We start from the raw sequence: 24,829 nt of genomic DNA, 5'->3' as shown, positions 1-24,829 counted from the left end.
ACGGTGCGTACTCGCTCGCGGTGTCGTCCGGTCCGGAGCGTGGGGCGCTGACAGGATGCGGCGCCATGCGTCTTGTAAGACAAAACGAAGAAAGAGGCCTCTCTGTGGACAACTGCCGAGGTGTCGGGCGGAAACGGGGCAGCATTGCCGTAGCGGTTCTGGTCACGGCCGCGATCGCCTCGGGGTGCGCGACCCCGGCAGAGCGGACGGGCGGACAGGGAGGGTCCGGCACCGGCAAGGAGGGGAGGGGCGAGGAGCAGGGGAGGGAGGTCGACGGTGCGGCCGGCGCACTGCTCTCACCCGCGGAGAAGGCGCGGCGGGCCCAGGCGGCGAGGGCGGCGGCGGCCAGACGCTGGGGGCTGGTGCAGGTACCGCTGACGGCGCCCGCGCCGCCGAAGGTGAAGCCGAGGCTCACGACCCGCAAGGGCTTCGAGGTGGAGGGGCAGGTGGCGGAGGGCCTGCCGCCGGTGTTCACGACGGTGCCGGTCAAGGACCGGGTCGTGTTCCTGACCATCGACGACGGAGCGGAGAAGGACCCCGAGCTGCTCCGGATGATGGACGAGCTGAAGATCCCGTACAGCTCGTTCCTCTCCGACTACCTGGTGAAGGAGGACTACGGCTACTTCAAGAAGATGCAGGACAAGGGCGTCGCCCTGCACAACCACACCCTCAACCACCGTTTCCTGCCCGGCCTGACCTACCGGCAGCAGAAGCGCGAGATCTGCGGCCAGCAGGCCAACATCGAGAAGCGCTACGGCAAGCGGCCCCCGCTGTTCCGCCCGCCGTACGGCAACTACAACAAGGACACCCTCGTCGCCGCGAAGACGTGCGGGGTCAAGGCGGTGCCGCTGTGGGCGGCGGAGGCCTTCCCCGACCGGATGGAGTGGCGGGAGTGGGACAAGGACCTGCACCCCGGCGACATCGTCCTCACGCACTTCCGGGGGCGGGACGACTGGAAGGGCTCCATGCCCGACATGATCCGCCGGGTCATGAAGACGATCACGGCGAGGGGATACGCCGTGGCCAAGCTGGAGGACTACGTGTGATCCGGCGGCAGGCGGCCACCGGCCACCGGCCGGCCTGCCGGCTCCTGTCCGGGAGGCGGGCCCTGTGACCTTCTCGTGCAAGGTCGTGGGCGTGCGGGGGAACGCGTGGGGGCGGGTTTCCCTCTCGTAGCGGGGAAGCGGGAATCGCACGCCCTCCGGCACAGCGCGCCGGGTCGTTGTCGAAGGGCGAAGGAACGCAGTGAGCGGAGTACGGGTGCGCCGGCCGGGGCTGTGGGTGGCGGGAGCGGTGGCGGCGGGTGTGCTGGCCGTGGGGGCGAGCGGCTGTTCCGGAGGAGGCTCCGGGGAGGGGGTGGGGGAGGGGCCCTCGAAGGCCGCGAACCGCGAGGCCCCCACCGCCCCCGGCAACCCCGCCCCCGCCGCCCCCCGCCTCGACCCCCGGGGCGTACCGGCCGAGGCGTACACCCGCTGGGGCCTCGCCAAGCCCCTCGCGCCGGCCCCGGCGTCCCCGGACCGCACCCCCGTCCTCAAGCCCTCCGGGCCCCCGGTCGTCCTGGACCGGGTGAAGACGAACGACAAGGTCGTCTTCCTCACCTACGACGACGGAGCCGAGAAGGACCCCGAGTTCGTCAAGATGGTCGGCGACCTGAAGCTGCCGATCAGCATGTTCCTCACGCACAGCGTCGCCGGGAGCGACTACGGCCACTTCAAGAAGCTCCGCGACGCGGGCAACGGCACGATCCAGAACCACACCACCGGCCACGCCAACCTCCGCACCCTCCCCTACGAGGCCCAGCGCAAGCAGATCTGCGACCAGCAGGACCGCCTCGCGGCGCACTTCGGCACCCGCCCCACCCTCTTCCGCCCGCCGTACGGCAACTACAACGACGCCACCGTGCGCGCCGCCGGGACCTGCGGGGTGAAGGCACTCGTCCTGTGGCGGGAGTCCATGCAGATCCACAACATGCAGTACGCGGAGGGCAAGCGCCTCAAGCCGGGCGACATCGTCCTCGCCCACTTCCGCGGCCCCGCCGAGCTCAAGGGCTCGACGATCACCGAGATGACGACCCGCATGCTCCGCCGCATCCAGGACCAGGGCTTCACTGTCGCCCGCCTGGAGGACTACCTCTAGCCCGCGGCCGGTCCCGCCCGCAGCGGCGCTCCCGCCGCCGCGCTCCCAGAACGGACCCGGGCCCCTCGAACGGGCCCGGCCCCCCGGAGCGGACCCGCGCCCCCGAACGTACCCGCGCCCCCCGAACGGACCCGCGTCCTCCCCCGCTCCCGGCACGCGCGTGCCACCCCCGGGGGTCTTCAATTGGCACTCCGCTTGACCGAGTGCTAACCGCGTCATAGTCTCGGCTCTGGCACTCACCACTGGAGAGTGCCAACACAGCGACGGGCAGGTCCGGCACCCGCGACGACGGATCCACCTGGTCGCCACCCCAGACTGTTAACCCCGTGAGATCTCCGAAGGGGGAGACCGGATCGTGACGACCGCCAGCAAGGTTGCCATCAAGCCGCTTGAGGACCGCATCGTGGTCCAGCCGCTCGACGCCGAGCAGACCACGGCCTCTGGCCTGGTCATCCCGGACACCGCGAAGGAGAAGCCCCAGGAGGGCGTCGTCCTCGCCGTGGGCCCGGGCCGCTTCGAGAACGGCGAGCGCCTTCCGCTCGACGTATCCGTCGGCGACGTGGTGCTGTACAGCAAGTACGGCGGCACCGAGGTGAAGTACAGCGGCGAGGAGTACCTCGTCCTCTCGGCCCGCGACGTTCTCGCCATCATCGAGAAGTAAGCAGGCCGGGGAGTACCTCACTTCCCGCATTTCTTGGACTGCGCCCCTGGCCCCCGCTCACACGCCGGGCGGCGAGGGGCGTAGTTCGTTTTCTGCATCTGCGACGTGCCGCAGTTCGTTATTCCGAGAGGACTTGAAAAGCTCCATGGCGAAGATCCTGAAGTTCGACGAGGACGCCCGTCGCGCCCTTGAGCGCGGCGTCAACAAGCTTGCCGACACCGTGAAGGTGACGATCGGCCCCCGTGGCCGCAACGTCGTCATCGACAAGAAGTTCGGCGCCCCGACCATCACCAACGACGGTGTCACCATCGCCCGCGAGGTCGAGCTCGACGACCCGTACGAGAACCTCGGCGCCCAGCTCGTGAAGGAGGTGGCGACCAAGACCAACGACATCGCGGGTGACGGTACGACCACCGCCACCGTGCTGGCCCAGGCGCTCGTCCGCGAGGGTCTGCGCAACGTCGCCGCGGGCGCGTCCCCGGCCGCCCTGAAGAAGGGCATCGACGCCGCGGTCAAGGCCGTGTCCGAGGAGCTCCTCGCGACCGCCCGCCCGATCGACGACAAGTCCGACATCGCCGCCGTGGCCGCGCTCTCCGCGCAGGACCAGCAGGTCGGCGAGCTCATCGCCGAGGCGATGGACAAGGTCGGCAAGGACGGTGTCATCACCGTCGAGGAGTCCAACACCTTCGGCCTGGAGCTCGACTTCACCGAGGGCATGGCCTTCGACAAGGGCTACCTGTCGCCGTACATGGTGACCGACCAGGAGCGTATGGAGGCCGTCCTCGACGACCCGTACATCCTGATCCACCAGGGCAAGATCGGTTCGATCCAGGACCTGCTGCCGCTGCTCGAGAAGGTCATCCAGGCCGGCAGCTCCAAGCCGCTGCTGATCATCGCCGAGGACGTCGAGGGCGAGGCGCTCTCCACCCTCGTCGTCAACAAGATCCGCGGCACGTTCAACGCCGTGGCCGTCAAGGCCCCCGGCTTCGGCGACCGCCGCAAGGCGATGCTCGGCGACATGGCCACCCTCACCGGTGCCACCGTCATCGCCGAGGAGGTCGGCCTCAAGCTCGACCAGGCCGGTCTGGACGTGCTGGGCACCGCCCGCCGCGTGACCGTCACCAAGGACGACACCACGATCGTCGACGGCGGCGGCAACAGCGAGGACGTGCAGGGCCGCGTCAACCAGATCAAGGCCGAGATCGAGTCCACGGACTCCGACTGGGACCGCGAGAAGCTGCAGGAGCGCCTGGCGAAGCTCGCCGGCGGTGTTTGCGTGATCAAGGTCGGCGCCGCGACCGAGGTCGAGCTCAAGGAGAAGAAGCACCGTCTGGAGGACGCCATCTCCGCGACCCGCGCCGCGGTCGAGGAGGGCATCGTCTCCGGTGGTGGCTCCGCGCTCGTCCACGCCGTCAAGGTCCTGGAGGGCAACCTCGACAAGACCGGCGACGAGGCCACGGGTGTCGCGGTCGTCCGCCGCGCCGCCGTTGAGCCGCTGCGCTGGATCGCCGAGAACGCCGGCCTCGAGGGTTACGTCATCACCTCCAAGGTCGCCGAGCTCGACAAGGGCCAGGGCTTCAACGCCGCCACCGGCGAGTACGGCGACCTGGTCAAGGCCGGCGTCATCGACCCGGTCAAGGTGACGCGCTCCGCCCTGGAGAACGCCGCCTCCATCGCCTCCCTGCTGCTCACGACCGAGACCCTGGTCGTCGAGAAGCCGGCCGAGGAAGAGGCCGACGCCGGCCACGGCCACGGTCACGGCCACTCCCACTGAGGCTGAGCCCCGGTAGGCAGCCGCACGCGCCGAAGCCCGGCCCCTGTTCATCGGAACGGGGGCCGGGCTTCGGCGCGTCCGGGCGCACAGCCCGAAGCGGGTGCTAGGCCGACCGCCCCAGCCCGTCCGCCCGCACCGGCTCCACGAACGGCAGCCCCGCCCCGTACCGCGCCAGCTCGTCCAGCGCGTGCTCCGCCAGCCGGTGCAGCTCGTTCCCGAACGACCCCGCCAGGTGCGGGGTGAGCAGCACGTTCGGCAGGGTGTAGAACGGCGAGCCCGGCGGCGGCAGCTCCGGATCGGTCACGTCGAGTACGGCCTCCAGCCGTCCGGTCCGCAACTGCTCCAGCAGCGCCTCCTCGTCCACCAGCGCCCCCCGCGCGGTGTTGACCAGCGTCGCCCCGTCCGGCATCGCGGCCAGTTCGGCGGCCCCGATCAGGTGCCGGGTCTCCGGAAGCTGCGGCGCGTGCACGGACACCACCGAACTGCGGGCGCACAGCTCGCCCAGCCCGGCCGGCTCCACCCCCAGCCGCGCCGCCTCGGCGTCGCTCACGTACGGGTCGTACAGCAGCACGTGCACGTCGAAGGGGCGCAGCAGTTCGATGACCCGCCGCCCGATCCGGGAGGCCCCGACGATCCCGACCGTGCGCCGGTAGTTGCCGCAGGCGGCCAGTTCGGTGCGCCAGTCGTGGGGGGCGCCGTCCAGCTCCCGGTACTTCCGGGCGGCCCGCCCCACCCCCTTCCCCGCGAGGAGGATCACCGCGAGGGTGTACTCGGCGACCGGCAGCGCGTTGGCTCCGGCGGCCGCGCTGACCACGATGTTCCGCTCCCAGCAGGCCTGGGTGACGTGGTGCTTGACCGACCCGGCGGCGTGCACGACCGCCCGCAGCCGGGGCGCCCGCTCCAGCACCGGCGCGGTGAGCGGCGTCGCCCCCCAGCAGGTGAGCAGCACCTCCGCCTCCGCGAGGGCCCCGGCGTACGCGGGGGAGTGCAGGTCGTGGGCGACGAGGTACGGGTCGGTGTCGGCGATCCGGGCCAGCCGGGTCCGCTGCTCCTCGGTGAGGAGCCGGTCGGCCAGGCCGGGGGCCATGGCGAGCAGGGTGCGGGGTCGGCGTGCGGCCGGGCCCCGGTCGGCGGCGGTGCCGGGCCGGTTGTCAGTGGCGTGGTGCATGGTGGAACTCGGGCTCCTCATCAGGTCGTTCGGCGCCAAGGGAAACCGTCCGTCACTTGACGCTGCCGGCCGTGAGTCCGGCCTTCCAGTGCCGCTGGAGGGAGACGAAGGCGACGATCAGGGGGACGACGGCGAGGAGGGAGCCGGTGACCACCATCGGGAGGTACGTCGGCTCGGCGTGGGCGTTGGAGTTCCACGCGTACAGACCGAGGCTCAGCGGGAAGAGCTTCTGGTCCGACAGCATCACCAGGGGGAGGAAGAAGTTGTTCCAGATCGCGGTGAACTGGAAGAGGAAGACGGTCACGAACCCCGGCATCACCATCGGCAGGCCGATCGACACGAAGACGCGCAGCTCGCCCGCCCCGTCGATACGGGCCGCCTCCAGGGCCTCGTTCGGGATGTAGCCCGCGCTGAAGACCCGGGAGAGGTAGACGCCGAAGGGGTGCACCAGGACCGGCAGCAGCACCGCCCAGTAGGTGTTGACCAGGCCGACCTCGCTGGCCAGGAGGTACATGGGCAGGGCGAGCGCGGTCGTCGGGACGAGCACTCCGAGCAGCACCGTGGAGAAGAGTTTCTCCTTGCCCCGGAAGGCGTACTTGTCGAAGGCGTACCCCGCCGCGACGCTCACCAGGGAGCTGAGCACGGCCCCCACACCCGCGTAGAGGAGGGAGTTGGCGTACCAGCGGAAGTAGACGCCGTCACCGTGGGAGGCCAGGTCGGAGAGGTTGCGGCCGAGGTCGAAGCCCTCGAAGGAGAACGCGTTGCCCGCGAGCAGGCCGCCGGCGTCCTTGGTCGCCGCGGTGAGCAGCCAGACCAGGGGGAAGAGCATGTAGAGCGTGGCCAGGACGAGCGCTCCGTTGACCGCGGTACGGGACAGCCAGCGGCCCGCGGCGCCGGGCGGCGCGGTGGGGGAGACGGGGGTGACGGCGGTGGCGTTGGCGGTGTTGGTGGCGCTGGCGGGGCCGGCGGGATCGGGGGTCACGGCGGTGCTCATGCGGTGGCCTCGTTCCGCTCGGTCTTCTTGCGGCCGCGCCCGCCCGACAGCTTCGTCACCACGAACGACAGCAGCGCCGCCGTCAGGGCCAGCAGCACGGAGGCGGCCGCGGCCAGCCCGTAGTCGTTGCGTTCGAAGGCGGCGGTGTAGGCGTACATGTTCGGCGTCCAGGTGGAGGTCACGGCGGAGCCGGTGCCCTTGTTGAGGATGAGCGGCTCGGTGAAGAGCTGGAGCGAGCCGATGACGGTGAACAGGGCGACCATCACCACGGACTCCCTGATCAGCGGCACCTTGATGCTGAACGCGGTGCGCCAGGCCCCCGCCCCGTCGACGGTGGCCGCCTCCAGGACGGACCGGTCGACGGCCTGGAGGGCCGCGTAGAAGATCACCATGTTGTAGCCGAGCCACTCCCACAGCGCGATGTTGACCACCGAGGGCAGCGCGCCCGACGGGGAGAAGAAGTCGAAGCCGATCCCGCCCGCCTCCATCGCCTCCACCACCGGGCTGAGCTGCGGCGTGTACAGGTACACCCAGATCAGCGCGGCGATGATGCCGGGCACGGCGTGCGGCAGGAACAGGGCGAGCTGGAAGAAGCGCCGGGCGCGGGCCAGCGCCGAGTCCAGCAGCAGTGCCAGCGCGAGGGCTCCGCCGATCATCAGCGGGATGTAGAGCGCGCAGTACCCGAGGAGCACGACGAAGCCCTCGCGGAAGGCCGGGTCGCCCAGCGCCGCCGTGTAGTTGCCGAGCCCGCTGAACACGGTCTCGGTCCCGCCGAAGCCCAGGCCCGACTGCTGCTCGCTGAAGAGGCTGAGCCACACCGCGTAACCGATCGGCACGACCATGACCAGGACGAACAGCACGAAGAAGGGGGCGAGGAGGAGGACGGCCGCCCCGGTGACCCGGGACCGGGGACGGAACCGGAGCCGGGTGCCGGGGGACGGCGGGCCGGTGCGGCCGCCGGGCCCGCGGGCGGGTGCTCCCGGCCGGGGACCGGCTTTCGTGGTGGTCATGGCGGTGCTCAGCCCTCGACCTTCAGGCCGCGCCTCTTCAGCTCGGCGACCGTCGCGTCGTGTCCGGCCCGCACCGCGTCGGCGATGGTGGCGCCGCCGCCCGTGACCTTGCCGAACCGGTCCTTGATGACGCTGTTGGTGGTGCCGGTGCTCGGCCCCCACGCCCAGTTCGGGGTGATCGACTTCCCCGCGTCCTCGAAGACCCGGTAGATGTCCTGGCCGCCGAAGTACCCGGCGTCGAAGGCCTTCTTCGCCGCCGGACGCAGTTCGGCGGCCGCCGGGAACGCGCTCGACGTCCCGGACGCGATACGGGCCTTGATGCCCGCCTCTGTCGTCGTCATCCACGTGGCGAACTCGACCGCCGCGGCGGCCTTCCGGCTGTTCTTCGGCACCGCGAACGTCGACCCGCCGAGCATCCCGCTGGCCGCCCTGCCGTCCCAGGTCGGCATCGGGGCCACCGCCCACTTGCCGTTCTGCTCGGGCAGCGTGCCCTTCAGGACGCCCGCGCCCCAGGCCGCGCCGAGGTAGCCGACCGTGCCGCCGTTCTTGAGGGAGTTGGTCCACTCGGGGCTGAAGGAGGCGTTGTTGCGGACCAGGTCGTCGTCGAGGAGCTGCTGCCAGTACGCGGAGACCTTGGTGGTCGCGGCGTCGGCGGTGTTCACCTTCCAGGTGTCGCCCTCGGCCTTGAACCACTGGGCGCCCGCCTGCCAGGCCATCGCCTGGAACGTCGTCGGGTCGTCGGGGAAGAAGGTGCCGATCCGCGCCTTCGCGTCGGCCTTCTTCACCTTCTCCGCCGCCGCCCGGAACTCCGCCCAGGTCGCCGGCACCTGCACGCCGTACTTCTCGAACAGGTCCTTGCGGTAGTAGAAGGCCTGCGGGGCCGCGTCGAAGGGGACCGCCCAGTTCTTGCCGCCGAGCGTCGTCAGCTCCACCGCCTGCGGCAGGAACTTCTTCTTCAGGTCGTCGCCGAACAGCGGGCCGATGTCCTGCACCGAGCCCTGGCTGACGAACTCCGGCAGCATCGGGTACTCGATGGACACCAGGTCGGGGGCGTTGCCCGCCTTCACCGCGTTGGAGATCTTCGCGTAGCCGCCCGCGTTGCCGGACGGTATCTCCTCGAACTTCACCTTGATGTCCGTGTGCGAGGCGTTGAACGCGTCGACGACCTCCTTGGTGCCCTTCGCCCAGCCCCAGAAGGTGATGGCGACGGGCTTGCCGTCGGCGCCCGGCGCCGCGGTGTTCCCGTCACCGCCGCCGCAGGCCGTGAGGACGGTGAGTGCGGTGACGGCGCCGACGGCACCGACGGCGGAAAGAGGTGTTCGCTTCCAACTGCGGCTCACGGCATGGCTCCTGTAAGGAAGGCGGCGGGATGGGCGTTGGCCGCGATCCTTGAACCAGCCCTGAACGAAGTCAAGAGCGATTGATCGAATGATCGAAACTGGCTCCCGCAGAAGCCGTCCCGGCGGACTCCGTGCCCGCCCCGCACGACGCCCGCACCCGCAGCCTCGGCAGCAGCGTCAGATGCCGGCGCGGCGACTCGTCGGCGGCGTCCCCCCGCAGCCGCTCCACCAGCAACTCCGCCGCGTGTCGCCCCACCTCCCGCTTCGGCGGCGCCACCGCCGTCAGCGGGGTGTCCGCGAGCGCCGCCACCTCGTCGTCGTACGCCACCACCGCCAGGTCGTCGGGCACCCGCACCCCCAGCTCCGCGAGCCGTTGCACGATCTGGATCGCGTCCACGTCGTTGTGCACCAGCGCCGCCGTCGCGCCCTGCGCCACCGCCGCGCACAGGTCCCGTACCGCCGCCTCGAAACCCTCCGGGTCCAGCTCCGCCGGTACGGAGTCGATCGCGGCCCGCGGCGCGTCCAGCCCCAGCGACCCCAGCGCCGCCGCGTACCCGGCCCGCACCGACAGCGCCGTCGGGCTGTCCGCCCGCGCCACCAGCACCGGCGCCCCGTGTCCCAGCCCCACCAGGTGGCGTACGGCCAGCAGCGTCCCGTACGCGTGGTCCGAGCAGACCCGGTCCAGCCCGTCCAGCGCCGTACCGGGCGCCGGCTGCCGCTCCAGGAGCACGGCCGGGACCGGCAGCCGGGCCGGCCACTCCCCGTACTCCGCCGGGTCCTGCGGCCGCCGCCAGCCCGGCGCCACCAGCAGCCCCCGCGCACCGGCCGCGAGCAGTCCGTCCACCCGCGCGCGGTCCTCCTCGGGCCGGTAGTCGGAGATCCGCAGGATCAACCGGGCCCCGGCCTTCGCCGCCGCCTCGTGCGCGCCCCGGATCACCTCCGCGAAGTAGTACGTCGCCGACGGCGCGAGCAGTCCGAGCACCGGGGCGTCCGAGCGCCCGCCGGGCACGGACGCGGCGGCGGGCCACGACACCGACCCGTGCACCCGGTCCAGCAGCCCCTTCGCGGCCAGCGCCTCGGCGTCCCGGCGGGTGGTGACGGGAGAGACCCCCAGCAGTCCGGCCAGGTCGGAGACCCGCGCGGTGCCGTGCCGGCGGACCAGCTCCAGCAGTCGGTCATGACGTTCTGCGGCACTCTCGCGCACGGTGCGTTCCCCCTGGACGGCGTTGGACTGCGCTGACGGTGTGGTGGCTCGGTCCAACCCTAGTCCAGACACCGCCCCCGATGATCGAACGACAGGAATCCCGATCATTCGACCGCAACGCATTGACCTTCGATCAGCAGGAGTTGATGATTCCCGGCAACGCCCTCGCAGCCGCCCGCCCCAGGGGAGCCCCATGCCCACGCCGCCCGACAACCGTGCGCCCGGACCGCCCCCCGAGGACCGTGCCCGCAGTCCGTACACCGGCTGGACCCGCGCCCACTGGGAGCACACCGCCGACGAACTCCTCCTCGCGGTACGCCCGTACAGCACCCCGCGCCACGCCCTGATTCACCTCCCGGGCCCCCGCCCCAGCGTCTCCGGTCCCCGCTCCGACGGTCTCGAAGGCCATGCCCGCACGTTCCTGCTCGCGGCCCTGCGCGTCGCGGGCGCGCACGGCGCCGACCCGCACGGCCACCTCCCCCGGTACGCCGAAGGGCTCACGGCGGGCACCCGACACCCCACGGGCGAAGCGGAGTTGAGCACCGGCGATCCCGAGTCCTGGCCCCGCCCCGGCGACATCCGCCAGGCCGTCGTGGAGTCCGCGTCCGTCGCCCTCGGCCTGCGCCTGACCCGTCCCTGGCTCTGGGACGCCCTCGGCGACGCCACGCGGCAGCGCGTCGTCGACTGGCTGCTGCCCGCCCTCGGCCCGTCCCCCGTCGACAACAACTGGTGGCTCTTCGGCCTCACCGTCGCCGGATTCCTGAAGGACGCGGGCATCGAGACCGACCGCGCGCAGAACGCCATCGACACCGCCCTCGCCCGCGTCGAGGACTGGTACCTCGGCGACGGCTGGTACAGCGACGGCCCCAACCGGTCCTTCGACCACTACAACGCCTGGGCCCTGCACTTCTACCCCGTCCTGCACGCCCACCTCTCCGGCGACCGGGCCCTCCTCGCCCGCTACGGCCCCCGCCTGCACGACCAACTCGGCCACTACACCCGGCTGTTCGACGCGACCGGCGCCCCCATGCCCTTCGGCCGCTCCCTCACCTACCGCTTCGCGGCGGCCGCCGCCCCCTGGCTCGGCGCGCTCACCGGCCACACCCCGCTCACCCCCGGCGCCACCCGCCGCCTCGCCTCCGGGACCCTGCGCCACTTCACCGACCGGGGCGCACCCGACAGCGAGGGCCTGCTGACGCTGGGCTGGTACGGCCCGTACCCGCCCCTGGTCCAGCCGTACTCGGGCCCCGCCTCGCCCTACTGGGCCGCCAAGGGCTTCCTCGGCCTGCTCCTGCCCGCCGACCACCCCGCCTGGACGGACCCCGAGGAGCCCCTCCCCGCCGAGACCGCCGACACGGTCACCCTCGCCGCCCCGCCCCACCTGCTCATCCAGTCCACCGCCGCCGACGGCCTGGTCCGCCTGCACAACCACGGCAGCAACCACGTCGGCCCTGAGGACGACCCCCTCTACGCCCGCTTCGCCTACTCCACCCGCACCGGCCCCTCCCACGGGGCCCCCGACAACCACTTCGCCCTGGTCCTCGAAGGCGTCCCCACCGCACGCGGCCCCGCCACCCCCGCCGGCCACGGCCCCGACTGGGCGTCCTCCACGCACACCCCCGCCCCCGGCGTCCGCGTCGTCTCCGCCACCGCCGCCCACGGCCGCACCGAGGTCCGCGCGCACCTGGTCACCGGCGCACCGCCCGGCACCCCGGTCCGCCAGACCGGCTGGGCCGTCACCCCGGACGGGCCCACCGCCCAGCTCCACCCCGTCCACGGCTACGACACGGACGTGCCGGAAGCAGACCGGCTCCCGGCCGGACCGACCCCGTTCGGCCCGGCCGCCCACACCGCCGTACTGCGAGGACGAACGGGCGGTGGCACGAGTTCCCTCTTCGTCGCCCTCGCCTCCCTCACGGCGGAGCCCGCCCCGGCCCCGGTCGCCCACCTCGCCGACGTACGCCGCAGCCGTACGGAAGACGCCGCCGTCCTCCAGATCACCTGGCAGGACGACGGCGCCGTCACCGAACTCCAACTGCCCTACTGAGGACCGTACTTCCGCCCCGTCTTCGAGGTGATCCCGCCGAGCAGCCGCCGCGGGGCCACCTTCACCACGCCCATCAGCGCCTTGTAGCGCGGGTCCGGGATCGACAGCGACTTGCCGCGCGCCATGTCCTTCAGCGCCTCCGCGACCAGCTTGTCCGCGTCCAGCCACATCCACGACGGGATGTTGTCGGTCCCCATGCCCGCCCGCTCGTGGAACTCCGTGCGCACGAAGCCCGGGCACAGCGCCATCAGCCGCACCCCGCTGCCGGCCAGGTCCTTCGCCACGCCCTGGGTGAACTGCACGACCCACGCCTTGCTCGCCCCGTACGTGCCGCGCGGCACGAAGGCGGCGACCGAGGCGACGTTCACCACGCCGCCGCGCCCGCGCTCCCTCATGCCCTTCACCGCCGCCGACGTCAGCCGCAGCACCGCCTCGCAGTGCACCTTCAGCATGGTCAGCTCATCGGCCATCGGGACGTCGAGGAACTCGCCCTTGTTGCCGAAGCCGGCGTTGTTGACCAGCAGGTCCACCGGGTGCGTGCGGTCCGCGAGCCGCTTCTCGACGGCTGCGATCCCCTCCTCCGTGGCGAGGTCGGCGGTGAGCACCTCGACCTCCACGGCGTGCTTGTCGTGCAGTTCCGTCGCCTGCTTCTGGAGGCGCTCGGTGTCGCGTGCCACCACCACCAGGTTGTGCCCGTCGGAGGCCAGTCGCCGCGCGAAGGCGGAGCCGATGCCTGCGGTCGCGCCCGTGATCAGTGCAGTCGTCATGCGCCCCACGGTAGTGCCCCGCACGCACCCCGCCCGCCGGTCGTGCCGCCCACCACCCCTTGCCCGCCGGGGGACTTCACCGGGCGTTCACACCGTCCCGCCCCGTTTTCGCCAGGTACGTCTGCACCGTGCGTCGGGTGTCCGGGTGCAGTGCCGCCCCGGCCGCCAGCAGCCCGGGCAGCAGGTCCCGCTCCAGCGTGATGGCCCGGAACTGCACGCTCACCGTCACCTCGTGCGCCGGCCGGTGCACCACCTCGATCGCGTCACCGGCCCGTACGGTCCCGGGCTCCACCACCCGGAGGTACGCACCCGGCACGGCGGCCGCCGTGAACCGCTTCACCCAGCGCCTCTCGTCCAGTACGCCCGCGAACGTACGGCACGGGATGCGCGAGGAGGTCACCTCCAGCAGCAGCGAGTCGCCCACCCGCCAGCGCTCGCCTATCCGCGCCCCGTTCACGTCCAGCCCGGCGGTCGTGAAGTTCTCGCCGAACTCCCCGTTGCACAGCGGCCGGCCGAGTTCCGCCTCCCACCGGTCGAGGTCCTCCCGGGCGTACGCGTAGACCGCCTGGTGGGTGCCGCCGTGATGGCGCAGCTCGCAGATCTCGTCACCGGCGAGCCCGCTGCCGCCGGTGCCCTGGGGGCCCGGGTCGCGGACCTCGACCGGCCCGTCCACCGGGCGTTTGCCGATGCCGGTCAGGCCGTCCGCGTGGTCGGTGTGCTCACTGGCGGTCGCCCGCCCCAGATTCACGCTCAGAAGCTCCATGGCCAGCACGCTAACCGAGCCCGCCTCAAAGCCACCCGCAATAATGCGCTTCGCACCCCAAGCCTGACTTATTCTCGACATATGATCGAAGCCCGCCACCTCCGTGTGCTGCGCGCAGTCGCCTCCACCGGGTCCTTCTCCGCCGCCGCCCGTGAACTCGGCTGCACCCAGCCCGCCGTCAGCCAGCAGATGAAGGCCCTGGAGCAGTCGGCGGGCACCCCGCTGCTCATCCGCACCGGCCGCGAGATGCGCCTGACCCAGGCGGGCACGGCCCTGGTCCGGCACGCGGTGGGCATCCTCGCCGGGCTCACCGCCGCCGAGGAGGAGGTCGCCGCCATCGCGGGCCTGCGCGCCGGGCGCGTCCGCCTGGTCTCCTTCCCCTCCGGCAGCTCCACCCTGGTCCCCACCGCGCTCGCCGCCCTGCGCGCCGCCCACCCCGGCACCCGCGTCTCGCTGGTCGACGCGGAGCCGCCGCGCTCGGTGGAGATGCTCCGCGAGGGCGACTGCGACGTGGCGCTCGCCTTCCGCTACGGTCCGGGCGCCGCCGCCGAGGACTGGACCGACCTGGTCGTACGCCCCCTGCTCACGGACCGTCTGATCGGCCTGGTCCCCGAGGGGCACCGGCTCGCGGACGCCGGGAGCGCCGGGGGCGCCGGGCCGGTGAGCATCGGGGAGTTCGCCGAGGAGTCCTGGATCGCGGGCTGCCCGCGCTGCCGCCGCCAGCTCGTCGAGGTCTGCGAGAGCGCCGGCTTCACCCCCCGCATCGACTTCGCCACCGACGACTCCCCGGCCGTGATCGGCCTGGTCGGCGCGGGTCTCGGCGTGGCCGTCCTGCCCGAGCTGGCCGTCGAGACGGTCCGCCCCACGGGGGTGCGCACCGTCGCCGTGGAGCCCGCCGTGCGGCGCGAGATCGTCGCGCTCACCCTGCCCGACCTGGCGCAGGTCCCGGCGGTCGCCGCCACGCTCGACCAGCTCGCGCGGGCCGCGTCCCGCTGACCGGGCGCCGGAGGCGGGCCCGGCCCCCGGCGCGCACCTCGAAACCCCCGCCCCCGGCCGCATCCGGCCGGCCGCCCGCCGGATGGGCGGGGCCAAGCGGGTGGACGGTGTGCCGAAACGTTTCTGCGCAGAGGGGAGCGGCCGTTACTTCGCCAGGGTGACGCGCCGCGCGCGCTCCGCGCCGCCGCCCTTCACGGGGGCGCCCGCCCCCGCCCCCGCCGGGGCCTGCTTCTGCCCCGTCGCCGTGCCCGCGGGCACCAGGCGGTGTCTGGCCCGGCCCATCAGCTCCTCGCGCTCGTCCTCGGTGAGGCCGCCCCACACTCCGTACGGCTCGCGGACCTGGAGTGCGTGCGCCGCGCACTGCGCGCGGACCGGGCACCTCATGCAGACCTCCTTCGCCGAGTTCTCACGTGCGCTCCGCGCGGCCCCGCGCTCGCCCTCCGGGTGGAAGAACAACGAGCTGTCGACCCCGCGGCACGCGGCGAGGAGCTGCCAGTCCCACAGGTCGGCGTTGGGTCCGGGAAGGCGGGAGAAATCTGCCATTGGTTGTCCCCTTGCGTCTGTGCTGAGCATCTGTGCTGAAGCGGAACGATCACCGAGATCATCACATCTTCCAACATCTCCGGTCTGAGTAGATGTAAATATGACTCATTGCGAATCTATCCACAGACACCAGCAAAAGGGAAGAAAAGCGACTAAATGGGGCACCAGGGCTTCAGGGGTCGTATTCCGAGGCCGTAACTCTTTCGAGTGACCGTCGTTGAGTGGGCTGAGGCGGTTGAAGGAAAGAGCGATCGGGCAGGTGTCCGAGAGCGTCAACCGCACAGGTGACGACTTGTATTCAGCCTGGAGGCCCAAGGTGACGCGCATCAGCTGCCGGAGCGGCAGGAGCGGAGGGCGACTGTCATGACATCCGTCCTCGTCTGTGACGACTCCCCGCTTGCCCGAGAGGCGCTCCGCCGCGCGGTCGCGACCGTGCCCGGCGTCGAGCGCGTGACGACGGCGGCCAACGGCGAGGAAGTCCTCCGCCGCTGGGGCGCCGACCGTTCGGACCTGATTCTGATGGACGTGCGCATGCCCGGTCTGGGTGGCGTGGAGACCGTCCGCCGACTGCTGTCCGCCGACCCCGGCGCCCGCATCATCATGCTGACCGTCGCGGAGGACCTCGACGGGGTCGCCCTCGCGGTCGCCGCGGGGGCCCGCGGGTACCTGCACAAGGACGCGTCCCGCGCCGAGCTGCGCGCGACGGTCACGCAGGCCCTGGCCGACCCGACCTGGCGGCTCGCCCCGCGCAGGCTGCGGTCCGCCGAGATGGGCGCCGCCCCGACCCTCACCGCCCGCGAGATCCAGGTCCTGGAGGGCATGAGTCACGGCCGGTCCAACGCCGAGATCGGCCGTGAGCTCTTCCTCTCCGAGGACACGGTCAAGACGCACGCCCGCCGGCTCTTCAAGAAGCTCGGCGCCTCGGACCGCGCGCACGCGGTGGCGCTCGGCTTCCGGTGGGGCCTGGTCCGCTGAGGACCCGACCCCACGCATGCGGTCGTACGCATGAGATGGTCCCCCGCCCGCCTTCGCGCGGGCGGGGCGCAGGACGCCCGATCCCGGTTCGGCGGCCGATGCCGCATCCTTGAGGGATGGGGTTCCTCGGGAACGGGTCGGTCGAGCGGAAGGGGAGGGCGCGGGAGATGAGTCCTGGCGTACCTGCTCATAACGCTTCAGTGCACAACTACGGGCGCGGCGGCGCGGATGCCGGAACGTCAAGGCACCATGGTCCGATGCGCGACGACGAGGCGGTGGCGGCCCAGGGGGCCATCGGTGCCCTGGTGCACCGGGCCGTCGAGGGTGACGAGCAGGCGACCCACGACCTCCTCGCGCACGTCCACCCCCTCGCCCTGCGTTATTGCAGGGCACGGCTGTCCCGGCTGCCCGGTGACGCCCGTCACTTCGTGGAGGACCTGGCGCAGGAGGTGTGCGTCGCGGTGCTGATGGCACTGCCTCGCTACCGCGACACCGGGCGCCCCTTCGAGGCCTTCGTCTTCGCCATCGCCGCGCACAAGGTCGCCGACCTCCAGCGCGCCGCGATGCGCCACCCCGGGTCGACCGCGGTGCCCTCCGACGAGATGCCGGAGCGGCCCGACGACTCGCTGGGCCCCGAGGAGCGGGCGCTGCTCAGCAGCGACGCCGCCTGGGCCAAGAAACTCCTGGCCAACCTGCCCGAGCACCAGCGCGAGCTGCTGGTGCTGCGGGTCGCGGTCGGTCTGACCGCCGAGGAGACGGGCCAGAAGCTCGGCATGTCCCCGGGCGCCGTGCGTGTCGCACAGCACAGGGCGCTGAGCCGCCTGCGCGCCCTCGCCGAGCAGTAGCCCCCGCCGCGCGGGCGCGGCCCGCCCTCGCCGCGTAGCACATCGGCGTACCCGCGCGCGGGAGGAACGTACGAACTCGGCCGCTTGTCATGATCGTGGAATCAGACACCTCAGGTTCCCGTTAGCATGGACATCCGCGCCGGGCAAGACCATTTGGAAGGTGTCATGACTGCGAACGTCGATGGAGTGCCGGAGAAATTCGCGACGCTCGGGCTGACCTACGACGATGTGCTGCTGCTGCCGGGCGCGTCGGACATGGCCCCCGACCAGATCGACACCTCCTCGCTGATCTCGCGGAACGTACGGGTGAACATCCCCCTGCTGTCCGCCGCCATGGACAAGGTCACCGAGTCCCGGATGGCCATCGCGATGGCCCGCCAGGGCGGCGTCGGCGTCCTGCACCGCAATCTCTCCATCGCCGACCAGGCCAACCAGGTCGACCTGGTGAAGCGCTCCGAGTCCGGCATGGTCACCGACCCGATCACCGTGCACCCGGACGCCACGCTCGCCGAGGCGAACGAGCTGTGCGCGAAATTCCGCATCAGCGGCGTCCCGGTCACCGACCCGGCGGGCAAGCTGCTCGGCATCGTCACCAACCGCGACATGGCCTTCGAGACCGACCGCAGCCGTCAGGTGCGCGAGGTCATGACGCCGATGCCGCTGGTCACCGGCAAGGTCGGCATCTCCAGCGTCGACGCGGTGCAGCTCCTGCGCCGCCACAAGATCGAGAAGCTGCCGCTGGTCGACGACGCGGGCATCCTCAAGGGCCTCATCACGGTCAAGGACTTCGTCAAGGCCGAGAAGTACCCGAACGCCGCGAAGGACGCCGACGGCCGGCTGCTCGTCGGCGCGGCCGTCGGCGTCGCCGGGGACGCGTTCGAGCGCGCCCAGGCGCTGGCCGAGGCCGGTGTCGACTTCATCGTCGTGGACACCGCGCACGGCCACTCCAAGCTGGTCGGCGACATGGTCGCCAAGATCAAGTCGAACACCTCGGGCATCGACGTCATCGGCGGCAACATCGCCACCCGCGACGGCGCCCAGGCCCTCATCGACGCCGGTGTCGACGGCATCAAGGTGGGCGTCGGCCCCGGCTCCATCTGCACCACCCGGGTGGTCGCCGGTATCGGCGTCCCGCAGGTCACCGCGATCTACGAGGCCGCGCTCGCCGCGAAGGCCGCGGGCGTCCCGGTCATCGGCGACGGCGGCCTCCAGTACTCCGGCGACATCGCCAAGGCGCTCGTCGCCGGCGCGGACACGGTCATGCTGGGCTCGCTGCTCGCGGGCTGCGAGGAGTCCCCGGGCGAGCTGCTGTTCATCAACGGCAAGCAGTTCAAGTCGTACCGGGGCATGGGTTCGCTGGGCGCCATGCAGACGCGCGGCGACAACAAGTCGTACTCCAAGGACCGCTACTTCCAGGAGGGCGTGCGCACCGACGACAAGCTCGTGCCCGAGGGCATCGAGGGCCAGGTGCCCTACCGGGGCCCGGTCTCGGCGGTCGTGCACCAGCTCGTCGGCGGGCTGCGCCAGTCGATGTTCTACGTCGGCGGCCGCACGGTCCCCGAGCTCCAGGACAACGGCCGCTTCGTCCGCATCACCTCAGCGGGCCTCAAGGAGAGCCACCCGCACGACATCCAGATGACGGTCGAGGCGCCGAACTACAGCCGCAAGTAGGCACGGCGCGCGCGTGGGGCGGTCCCGGGGTCACCGGGACCGCCCCTTCGCTGCGTGTCGGGGATACTGGAACGGCACACCAAGAGGGAAAGGCCACACAACGTGACTGAGATCGAGATCGGGCGCGGCAAGCGCGGCCGCAGGGCGTACGCGTTCGACGACATCGCCATCGTGCCGAGCCGGCGTACGCGGGACCCGAAGGAGGTCTCGATCGCCTGGCAGATCGACGCCTACCGCTTCGAGCTGCCGTTCCTGGCCGCTCCGATGGACTCGGTCGTCTCCCCCGAGACCGCCATCCGCATCGGCGAGATGGGCGGCCTCGGCGTCCTGAACCTCGAAGGCCTGTGGACGCGGTACGAGGACCCGGAGCCGCTGCTCGCCGAGATCCGCGAGCTGAACGACGAGAACGCCGCCACCCGCCGCCTCCAGGAGATCTACGCCGAGCCCATCAAGGCGGAGCTGATCGGCCGGCGCATCAAGGAGGTGCGCGAGTCGGGCGTGGTCACCGCCGCCGCGCTGTCCCCGCAGCGCACGGCCGAGTTCTCCAAGGCCGTCGTGGACGCCGGTGTCGACATCTTCGTCATCCGGGGCACGACCGTCTCCGCCGAGCACGTCTCGGGCGCGGCCGAGCCGCTGAACCTCAAGCAGTTCATCTACGAGCTGGACGTGCCGGTGATCGTCGGCGGCTGCGCCACGTACACCGCGGCCCTGCACCTGATGCGCACCGGCGCGGCCGGCGTGCTGGTGGGCTTCGGCGGCGGCGCCGCGCACACCACCCGCAACGTGCTGGGCATCCAGGTCCCGATGGCGACCGCCGTCGCCGACGTGGCCGCCGCCCGCCGCGACTACATGGACGAGTCCGGCGGCCGGTACGTGCACGTCATCGCGGACGGCGGCGTGGGCTGGTCCGGCGACATCCCGAAGGCCGTCGCCTGCGGCGCGGACGCCGTCATGATGGGCTCCCCGCTGGCCCGTGCCACGGACGCGCCCGGCCAGGGCCACCACTGGGGCATGGAGGCCGTCCACGAGGACGTGCCGCGCGGCAAGCGCATGAACCTGGGCGTCGTCGGCACCACGGAGGAGATCCTCACCGGTCCCTCGCGCGTGCCGGACGGCTCGATGAACATGTTCGGCGCGCTGCGCCGCTCGATGGCCACCACCGGCTACAGCGAGCTCAAGGAGTTCCAGCGCGTCGAGGTGACGGTCGCGGACTCGCAGCACCGCCGCTGAGTTCCTTCCGTACGCACGCGAAGTGGCCCGGCGCCCCCTGGTGGGGGCGGCCGGGCCACTTCGCGTGTGCGGGGCCCTAGCGGGCGGCCTTCTTGGCTCCGGTCACCGCGCCGAAGGCGGCCAGGGCGAAGAAGAGGAAGCTGATCGGCTCCAGGCCTTCCTGCCACAGGTCGTGGACGGCGGAGAAGTCCTCGACCAGCACGTCGACGAAGGAAGCGCCGCCGAAGGTCTTGCCGATGAGGAGCGCGATGCCCAGGATCTGGCCCAGGTAGGCCGCGATCAGCGCGAACACCGCCGTGACCACGGGCACCACCGGGTTCGGGCCGGCGATCCTGGCCGCGACCAGGCCGGCGAGGAGACCAATGCCGAAGGTGAAGTAGCCGACCTGGAAGGTCACGTTGCTCAGGATCACGGCGTAGATCCCTCCGCCGACCAGCGCCGCCGCCAGTCCGGCCAGGAGGCCCAGCCCCACGTTGCCCCGGCGTGCCGGGGGCCGCGGGTGGCCGCCGCCGAAGCCGCCGGACTGCCCGCCCTGCGGCCGGCCGGGGAACTGGCCCTGCGGGAACTGGTCCGGCTGCTGCGGCCGGCCGTACGGGCCGGGCGGTTGGCCGTACGGATTGCCGCCGGGCTGCTGGGGCGGCGGAGCGGAGTAGGACATGGACGGTTCCCCCCTGAGCACGCACGTGTGTAAAGCGCGCGTAAGTTCGATTGTGCGGGCTGACGGTAGCAGCCGGTGCCGACAGGTGGTGTGCGGATGACGGGGTCAGCCCTGGCGGAGCCTGCGGCGGGCCCGTTTCCACAGGGTGGGCCGGGCGCGTCCGGTGTTCGGCTGCGGGACGGCCTCCGGGGGGCGGGGCGGCATCGGGACCACCGCGTGGGCGGGGACTCCCGCGTCGATGACGGCGAGGTCGGCGGGGGTGACGGGGAAGAGGGTCGGCTCGACGGTCAGGGTGAAGCCGTCGAAGCCGGTCAGGTGCCGGGCGCCGTCGGGGCGGACGAGGAGGGCCGCGCACTCCGCATACTTGACGGTCACCGCGTTGCCCGGGGCGGTCAGGGTGACGGCCTGCGGGTGGATGATCAGCGTCTCCCCGCTGTCGTCGAGCGCGGGGAAGCGGCGGCCGGTGACGATCTCGGCGGACTGCTGCGGGGCCTCGGCGAAGCCCGCCCAGTCGGCGCCCCGGGTGGGGACCTGGAGGAGGGCGTCGGCGGACACCTGCTCGGCGACCGCGTGCAGGTCGGCGACGGTGGCGGCGTGCAGCTCGGCGGTGAGTTCCGCGACGGAGGCGCGGCGGTGGCCGGTGAGGAGGGAGAGGGCGTGGGCGGGCAGCAGGGCCGCCGCCAGGTCCGGCGTCTCGAACCGCCGCAGCTTGGCCGTCCGTACGGCGTCCAGGTCGGCCTGGGCGACACGGCCCGCGCGCAGCGCGGCCAGGACGTCGACGAAGCCGCCGACGACGGCGTCCTGCTTCTGCGGCAGGGCGTCCGCGAGGGCGGTGATCGTGGCGAAGCCGGCGTCGCGCGGGGAGTAGTCGGCGGTCGCCGTGTAGGAGAAGCCGCCCTCCTGGCGCAGTTCGCGGAAGAGCACCCGGCCCAGCACGTCGGCGAACAGGCCGGCCGCGGTGGAGCGCCGGACGACCGCGTCCATGACGACGACGCCGGATGCGCCGCGGAAGTACGCGGGGGTCTGCGGCAGCGCGGAGTGGACCTGCGGCACGGGGTGCGGCGGGCCGGTGGGCAGGGTGAGGTCGAGCCTGGCGGGGAGGGTGTCGCTGGTGATCCACAGGACGGCGTTCTCCCGTGTGAAGCGGGTCCGCGCCCAGTGCCGTACGTGCTCGGGGCCTAGGTGCCACAGGCCGTGTTCGGGATAACTGAGCAGGCCGTGGCCGCGCGCGCCGTAGCGCCACAGCGCCATCTGGTGGTTCGCGCCGTGCCCGCGGTGGGCGGCCTCGGTGCGCAGGATCTCGCGCTCGGTCTCCAGACGTTCCAGGGGGAGGTCGCGCAGGGCGGCGCAGACGCCGTTGAGGTGGGCGGCGACGTCGGCGAGGTCGCCGTCGACGTGGAAATGGGTGTACGTGGCGGCGGTGGCGCCGTTGTAGTGCAGGTCGGAGAGGCCGTGCCGGTGCAGGGCGAGGTGCTCCACGAGGTGGGTGAGGCCGGCGGTGGCGAGGGTCTCGTCGGCGCGGCCCACGCGGAAGAGGAGCCCGGCGGAGACCGGGCCCGGGCGCGGGGCGAGCAGGACCCGTACCCCCTGGACCTCCAGGAGGCGGATGCCGTCGGGGTGTTCGGCCACCGGCGTCGGGTGGTGCGCGGGGCCCTCGTACAGGGGGACGTCGTAGTGCGTCATGGTCAGCCTCTCCCGAGCGCGGACGCGCGGTGCTTGGAGAACGCGGCGGCGGCGTCGCGGCCGGGGAGGAAGAGCCACGGGTGCTCGTCCGCGCAGTTGCCGAGCGCGCGGAAGTGCGGGGCGGCCTCGGCGTGGCGGCCCGCGACGGAGTGCGCGAACGCGAAGTAGGTGTGCGCGGTGACGCCGTGGAAGCCGGGCCGGAAGGACGGGTGCAGCACGGACGCGGCGGCGGCGTTCAGGAGGGAGTCGCGGACGTCGGGGCGGCGCAGGTAGCCGGTGGCCTCGGCGCCGTCCAGGTCGCTCCAGTGCTCGAAGTGGGCCTCGGCGACGACCGCGGGGCTCTGGCTGCCGGGCGGCGCGGCCCGCGCGCACGCCTCGGCGAAGCCGTGTGCGGCCTCCCAGGAGCCGCCCCACTTGGGGCACGACTGCTGCAGGAGCTGGCGCTGCGCCGGGTAGTGGTGCGGGTGGTGGGCGGCGAGGCGGTCGTAGCGGCGGCGGGCCTCGCTCTGGCCGAGTTCCAGGCCGCGGGCGGTGATGCCGCGCAGGTACCAGGCGAGCGCGTACGCGGGGTACTGCGCGCACACCGCGATGAGGAGCTGTTCGGCCTGCCGCAAGTGGGCGTGGAACTGCTCGAACTGAGCCGCCGTCACGTGCTGGGCGCGGGCGCCGCTGCGGATCTCCCAGCCCAGCGAGATCAGCCGGTCCGCCAGCAGCACGCGGGGCAGCGGGTCGGCCGGATACAGGTCCGCCACCTGCCGCAGAAACGTTTCGCTGCCGTGGGTGCCGCCCACGGTCCGGCAGGCGGCGGCCTCCTCGTCGGGGTGGTCGAGGGCGGCGAAGTACCGGACCAGACCCGGCCAGTCCCGGGCGCCCGTCAGGTGGCGGGCGCGGGCGAGCGGGGGCGAGACGACCAGCGGGTCGAACTGGGGCCGTGTGGACGGCGGAGCAGGGGGCACCGCCGGATCATAGGTGGTGGGGGGAGTGTGCGGGCAAGCCCGTATCGGCGGGCCCGCGCCGGACGCCGCGGGCGGGGAGGGGACGGAGGGGCCGGTCAGAGCCGGTGCGCCGCGCCCGCCGGGCTCGCACCCCGGGTGTCCAGGAGGAGTTGGGCCTTCACGGCCAGGCCCTGGAGGTCGTACGTGCGGTGGTTCTGGAGCAGGATCGTGAGGTCGGCCGCCGCCGCCGCCTCGTAGAGGGAGTCGGCGCGCGGGACGGGCACGTCGCGCACGCGCCAGTGCGGCACGTACGGGTCGTGGTAGGTGAGGTGGGCGCCCATGTCGCGCAGCCGGGAGGCGATCTCGGGGGCGGGGGAGTTCTCCTGGTCGGCGAGGTCGGGCTTGTAGGAGACGCCGAGGAGCAGGACGCGGGCGCCCCGGGCGGACTTGCCGTGCTCGTTGAGGAGGGTGGCGCAGCGCTGGATGACGTACGCGGGCATCCGTCCGTTGATCTCCTGGGCGAGGCCCACCATGCGCAGCGGGTGGCCGGGGGTGCGGCTGTTGTACGAGAGGTAGTTGGGGTCGAGGGGCAGGCTGTGGCCGCCGACTCCGGGCCCGGGGCGGAAGGCCTGGAAGCCGTAGGGCTTGGTCTCGGCGCAGCGGATGACGTCCCAGAGGTCGACGCCGAGGTCGTGGCAGAGGACGGCCATCTCGTTGGCGAAGGCGATGTTGACGTGCCGGTAGTTGGTTTCGAGTACGGCGACGGTCTCGGCCTCGCGGGGGCCCCGGGCGCGGACGACCTTGTCGGTGAGGCGGCCGTAGAAGGCGGCGGCGGACTCGGTGCAGGCGGGGGTGAGGCCGCCGATCACCTTGGGGGTGTGGGCGTAGCCGTGGGTGCGGTTGCCGGGGTCCAGGCGGCTGGGGGAGTGGGCGAGGTGGAAGTCGCGGCCGGCCCGCAGGCCCGAGCCCTGCTCCAGGAGGGGGCGCAGGAATTCTTCGGTGGCGCCGGGGTAGGCGGCCGACTCCAGCAGAACGGTGGTGTGCGGGCGCAGCCGGGCGGCGAGCGTGCGGGCGGCGGCCTCGACGGCGGACAGGTCGAGGGTGCGGTCCGGGCCGATCCGGGTGGGGGCGCAGATCACGGCGGTACGGACCCGGCCCAGCTCGGCGGGGTCGGTGGTGGGGCGGAAGCCCCGGGCGAGCATCCGGCGGATCTCGGCGGCGGTGAGCGAGCCCTCGACGGGCGGGCGGCCGGCCGCGAGCTCGGCGACGGAACGCGGATCGGTGTCGTAACCGATGGTGGCGATGCCGGCGGCGACGGCGGCCTGGGCGAGAGGGAGACCGAGGTGACCGAGTCCGATGACGGCGAGATCTGCGGGCATGGCGTGAGCCGTCCTTCCCTTGAGTCCGCAGGGGCGCCGGGATCGCCCTT

The 24,829-nt window shown here is 72.5% G+C and carries 22 protein-coding genes; 10 read left to right on the top strand and 12 right to left on the bottom strand.

What is annotated here, in order from left to right:
* The first annotated feature begins 65 nt into the window (after positions 1-65).
* The 4 genes from ACIP93_RS07905 (at position 66) to groL (ending at position 4,571) form a co-directional block, all read left to right on the top strand.
* The gene (locus ACIP93_RS07905) at positions 66-1,046 is read left to right on the top strand and encodes a polysaccharide deacetylase family protein (RefSeq protein WP_401756724.1); all 981 of its coding nucleotides are present in this window, start codon (positions 66-68) and stop codon (positions 1,044-1,046) included.
* A gap of 199 nt (positions 1,047-1,245) precedes the next feature.
* The gene (locus ACIP93_RS07900) at positions 1,246-2,136 is read left to right on the top strand and encodes a polysaccharide deacetylase family protein (RefSeq protein WP_401756722.1); all 891 of its coding nucleotides are present in this window, start codon (positions 1,246-1,248) and stop codon (positions 2,134-2,136) included.
* Between the two features lie 352 nt (positions 2,137-2,488).
* On the top strand, positions 2,489-2,797 hold the full coding sequence (groES, locus tag ACIP93_RS07895) for a co-chaperone GroES (RefSeq protein ID WP_345229175.1): 309 nt from the start codon (positions 2,489-2,491) through the stop codon (positions 2,795-2,797).
* A gap of 145 nt (positions 2,798-2,942) precedes the next feature.
* Positions 2,943-4,571, top strand: coding sequence for a chaperonin GroEL (groL, locus tag ACIP93_RS07890; protein ID WP_345228911.1), 1,629 nt, complete (start codon positions 2,943-2,945; stop codon positions 4,569-4,571).
* 103 nt (positions 4,572-4,674) lie between these two features.
* On the opposite strand, the gene ACIP93_RS07885 is transcribed toward groL, so the two are convergent.
* The 5 genes from ACIP93_RS07885 to ACIP93_RS07865 form a co-directional block, all read right to left on the bottom strand.
* Positions 4,675-5,739: a hydroxyacid dehydrogenase gene (locus ACIP93_RS07885; protein WP_401756720.1), complete on the bottom strand. Its 1,065-nt coding sequence runs from the start codon at positions 5,737-5,739 to the stop codon at positions 4,675-4,677.
* Between the two features lie 52 nt (positions 5,740-5,791).
* Entirely contained in the window at positions 5,792-6,733 is a 942-nt protein-coding gene (locus ACIP93_RS07880) for a carbohydrate ABC transporter permease (RefSeq protein ID WP_401756718.1), read from the bottom strand.
* On the bottom strand, positions 6,730-7,743 hold the full coding sequence (locus ACIP93_RS07875; protein ID WP_401756716.1) for a carbohydrate ABC transporter permease: 1,014 nt from the start codon (positions 7,741-7,743) through the stop codon (positions 6,730-6,732). The genes ACIP93_RS07880 and ACIP93_RS07875 overlap by 4 nt, the downstream gene beginning before the upstream one ends.
* An 8-nt stretch (positions 7,744-7,751) precedes the next feature.
* A complete protein-coding gene (locus tag ACIP93_RS07870; protein ID WP_401756714.1) occupies positions 7,752-9,083 on the bottom strand; it encodes an ABC transporter substrate-binding protein in 1,332 nt (443 codons plus the stop codon).
* Between the two features lie 70 nt (positions 9,084-9,153).
* Positions 9,154-10,287 (bottom strand): substrate-binding domain-containing protein, encoded by a 1,134-nt coding sequence (locus tag ACIP93_RS07865; protein ID WP_401756712.1) that lies wholly within the window; start codon positions 10,285-10,287, stop codon positions 9,154-9,156.
* Positions 10,288-10,480: 193 nt separating this feature from the next.
* On the opposite strand from ACIP93_RS07865, the gene ACIP93_RS07860 reads away from it, so the two are divergent.
* Entirely contained in the window at positions 10,481-12,334 is a 1,854-nt protein-coding gene (locus tag ACIP93_RS07860; RefSeq protein ID WP_401756710.1) for a DUF2264 domain-containing protein, read from the top strand.
* On the opposite strand, the gene ACIP93_RS07855 is transcribed toward ACIP93_RS07860, so the two are convergent.
* Both ACIP93_RS07855 and ACIP93_RS07850 read right to left on the bottom strand, forming a co-directional pair.
* Positions 12,328-13,101, bottom strand: a complete 774-nt coding sequence (locus ACIP93_RS07855; protein ID WP_345228905.1) for an SDR family oxidoreductase — start codon at positions 13,099-13,101, stop codon at positions 12,328-12,330. The genes ACIP93_RS07860 and ACIP93_RS07855 overlap by 7 nt on opposite strands.
* A gap of 76 nt (positions 13,102-13,177) precedes the next feature.
* Positions 13,178-13,864 carry an MOSC domain-containing protein gene (locus ACIP93_RS07850; RefSeq protein ID WP_401756708.1) on the bottom strand — a complete coding sequence of 229 codons (687 nt, stop codon included), beginning with the start codon at positions 13,862-13,864 and terminating at the stop codon, positions 13,178-13,180.
* Between the two features lie 81 nt (positions 13,865-13,945).
* Here ACIP93_RS07850 and ACIP93_RS07845 point away from each other — a divergent pair, with 81 nt between their 5' ends.
* Complete coding sequence (locus ACIP93_RS07845) at positions 13,946-14,860, top strand: LysR substrate-binding domain-containing protein (RefSeq protein ID WP_345228903.1); 915 nt, start codon at positions 13,946-13,948, stop codon at positions 14,858-14,860.
* Between the two features lie 144 nt (positions 14,861-15,004).
* Here the strand turns inward: ACIP93_RS07845 and ACIP93_RS07840 are convergent, their stop codons facing one another.
* Positions 15,005-15,403 carry a WhiB family transcriptional regulator gene (locus ACIP93_RS07840; RefSeq protein ID WP_401756706.1) on the bottom strand — a complete coding sequence of 133 codons (399 nt, stop codon included), beginning with the start codon at positions 15,401-15,403 and terminating at the stop codon, positions 15,005-15,007.
* Between the two features lie 363 nt (positions 15,404-15,766).
* On the opposite strand from ACIP93_RS07840, the gene ACIP93_RS07835 reads away from it, so the two are divergent.
* The 4 genes from ACIP93_RS07835 (at position 15,767) to ACIP93_RS07820 (ending at position 20,124) form a co-directional block, all read left to right on the top strand.
* Complete coding sequence (locus ACIP93_RS07835) at positions 15,767-16,378, top strand: response regulator transcription factor (protein ID WP_003948568.1); 612 nt, start codon at positions 15,767-15,769, stop codon at positions 16,376-16,378.
* A 257-nt stretch (positions 16,379-16,635) separates the two neighbouring features.
* Positions 16,636-17,223 (top strand): sigma-70 family RNA polymerase sigma factor, encoded by a 588-nt coding sequence (locus ACIP93_RS07830; protein WP_345228901.1) that lies wholly within the window; start codon positions 16,636-16,638, stop codon positions 17,221-17,223.
* A 165-nt stretch (positions 17,224-17,388) separates the two neighbouring features.
* The gene (guaB, locus tag ACIP93_RS07825; RefSeq protein WP_345228900.1) at positions 17,389-18,894 is read left to right on the top strand and encodes an IMP dehydrogenase; all 1,506 of its coding nucleotides are present in this window, start codon (positions 17,389-17,391) and stop codon (positions 18,892-18,894) included.
* Between the two features lie 102 nt (positions 18,895-18,996).
* Positions 18,997-20,124 (top strand): GuaB3 family IMP dehydrogenase-related protein, encoded by a 1,128-nt coding sequence (locus tag ACIP93_RS07820; protein WP_345228899.1) that lies wholly within the window; start codon positions 18,997-18,999, stop codon positions 20,122-20,124.
* A gap of 76 nt (positions 20,125-20,200) precedes the next feature.
* Here ACIP93_RS07820 and ACIP93_RS07815 read toward each other — a convergent pair whose 3' ends face one another.
* From ACIP93_RS07815 to ACIP93_RS07800, 4 genes are all read right to left on the bottom strand, one after another.
* On the bottom strand, positions 20,201-20,782 hold the full coding sequence (locus ACIP93_RS07815; RefSeq protein WP_401756703.1) for a hypothetical protein: 582 nt from the start codon (positions 20,780-20,782) through the stop codon (positions 20,201-20,203).
* Between the two features lie 105 nt (positions 20,783-20,887).
* The gene (locus tag ACIP93_RS07810; RefSeq protein WP_401756701.1) at positions 20,888-22,465 is read right to left on the bottom strand and encodes a M16 family metallopeptidase; all 1,578 of its coding nucleotides are present in this window, start codon (positions 22,463-22,465) and stop codon (positions 20,888-20,890) included.
* A gap of 2 nt (positions 22,466-22,467) precedes the next feature.
* Entirely contained in the window at positions 22,468-23,421 is a 954-nt protein-coding gene (locus ACIP93_RS07805; RefSeq protein WP_401756699.1) for a hypothetical protein, read from the bottom strand.
* Positions 23,422-23,516: 95 nt separating this feature from the next.
* Positions 23,517-24,779 (bottom strand): nucleotide sugar dehydrogenase, encoded by a 1,263-nt coding sequence (locus ACIP93_RS07800; protein ID WP_401756697.1) that lies wholly within the window; start codon positions 24,777-24,779, stop codon positions 23,517-23,519.
* Positions 24,780-24,829 lie beyond the last annotated feature (50 nt).

Origin of the sequence: Streptomyces sp. NPDC088745 (genome assembly GCF_044751045.1) — a bacterium.
GTDB classification, from domain to species: domain Bacteria; phylum Actinomycetota; class Actinomycetes; order Streptomycetales; family Streptomycetaceae; genus Streptomyces; species Streptomyces cremeus.
The sequence above is the reverse complement of the archived record's forward strand: the minus strand, read 5'-3'. Positions and strand labels throughout refer to the sequence as shown.

What these genes read in the sequence shown, in the direction of transcription:
- ACIP93_RS07905 (WP_401756724.1), top strand. Translation starts at nt 66, where the DNA reads ATGCGTCTTGTAAGACAAAACGAAGAAAGAGGCCTCTCTGTGGACAAC.
- groL (WP_345228911.1), top strand. Translation starts at nt 2,943, where the DNA reads ATGGCGAAGATCCTGAAGTTCGACGAGGACGCCCGTCGCGCCCTTGAG.
- ACIP93_RS07885 (WP_401756720.1), bottom strand. Translation starts at nt 5,739, where the DNA reads ATGCACCACGCCACTGACAACCGGCCCGGCACCGCCGCCGACCGGGGC.
- ACIP93_RS07880 (WP_401756718.1), bottom strand. Translation starts at nt 6,733, where the DNA reads ATGAGCACCGCCGTGACCCCCGATCCCGCCGGCCCCGCCAGCGCCACC.
- ACIP93_RS07875 (WP_401756716.1), bottom strand. Translation starts at nt 7,743, where the DNA reads ATGACCACCACGAAAGCCGGTCCCCGGCCGGGAGCACCCGCCCGCGGG.
- ACIP93_RS07860 (WP_401756710.1), top strand. Translation starts at nt 10,481, where the DNA reads ATGCCCACGCCGCCCGACAACCGTGCGCCCGGACCGCCCCCCGAGGAC.
- ACIP93_RS07855 (WP_345228905.1), bottom strand. Translation starts at nt 13,101, where the DNA reads ATGACGACTGCACTGATCACGGGCGCGACCGCAGGCATCGGCTCCGCC.
- ACIP93_RS07850 (WP_401756708.1), bottom strand. Translation starts at nt 13,864, where the DNA reads ATGGAGCTTCTGAGCGTGAATCTGGGGCGGGCGACCGCCAGTGAGCAC.
- ACIP93_RS07845 (WP_345228903.1), top strand. Translation starts at nt 13,946, where the DNA reads ATGATCGAAGCCCGCCACCTCCGTGTGCTGCGCGCAGTCGCCTCCACC.
- ACIP93_RS07840 (WP_401756706.1), bottom strand. Translation starts at nt 15,403, where the DNA reads ATGGCAGATTTCTCCCGCCTTCCCGGACCCAACGCCGACCTGTGGGAC.
- ACIP93_RS07835 (WP_003948568.1), top strand. Translation starts at nt 15,767, where the DNA reads ATGACATCCGTCCTCGTCTGTGACGACTCCCCGCTTGCCCGAGAGGCG.
- ACIP93_RS07830 (WP_345228901.1), top strand. Translation starts at nt 16,636, where the DNA reads ATGCGCGACGACGAGGCGGTGGCGGCCCAGGGGGCCATCGGTGCCCTG.
- guaB (WP_345228900.1), top strand. Translation starts at nt 17,389, where the DNA reads ATGACTGCGAACGTCGATGGAGTGCCGGAGAAATTCGCGACGCTCGGG.
- ACIP93_RS07815 (WP_401756703.1), bottom strand. Translation starts at nt 20,782, where the DNA reads ATGTCCTACTCCGCTCCGCCGCCCCAGCAGCCCGGCGGCAATCCGTAC.
- ACIP93_RS07810 (WP_401756701.1), bottom strand. Translation starts at nt 22,465, where the DNA reads ATGACGCACTACGACGTCCCCCTGTACGAGGGCCCCGCGCACCACCCG.
- ACIP93_RS07800 (WP_401756697.1), bottom strand. Translation starts at nt 24,779, where the DNA reads ATGCCCGCAGATCTCGCCGTCATCGGACTCGGTCACCTCGGTCTCCCT.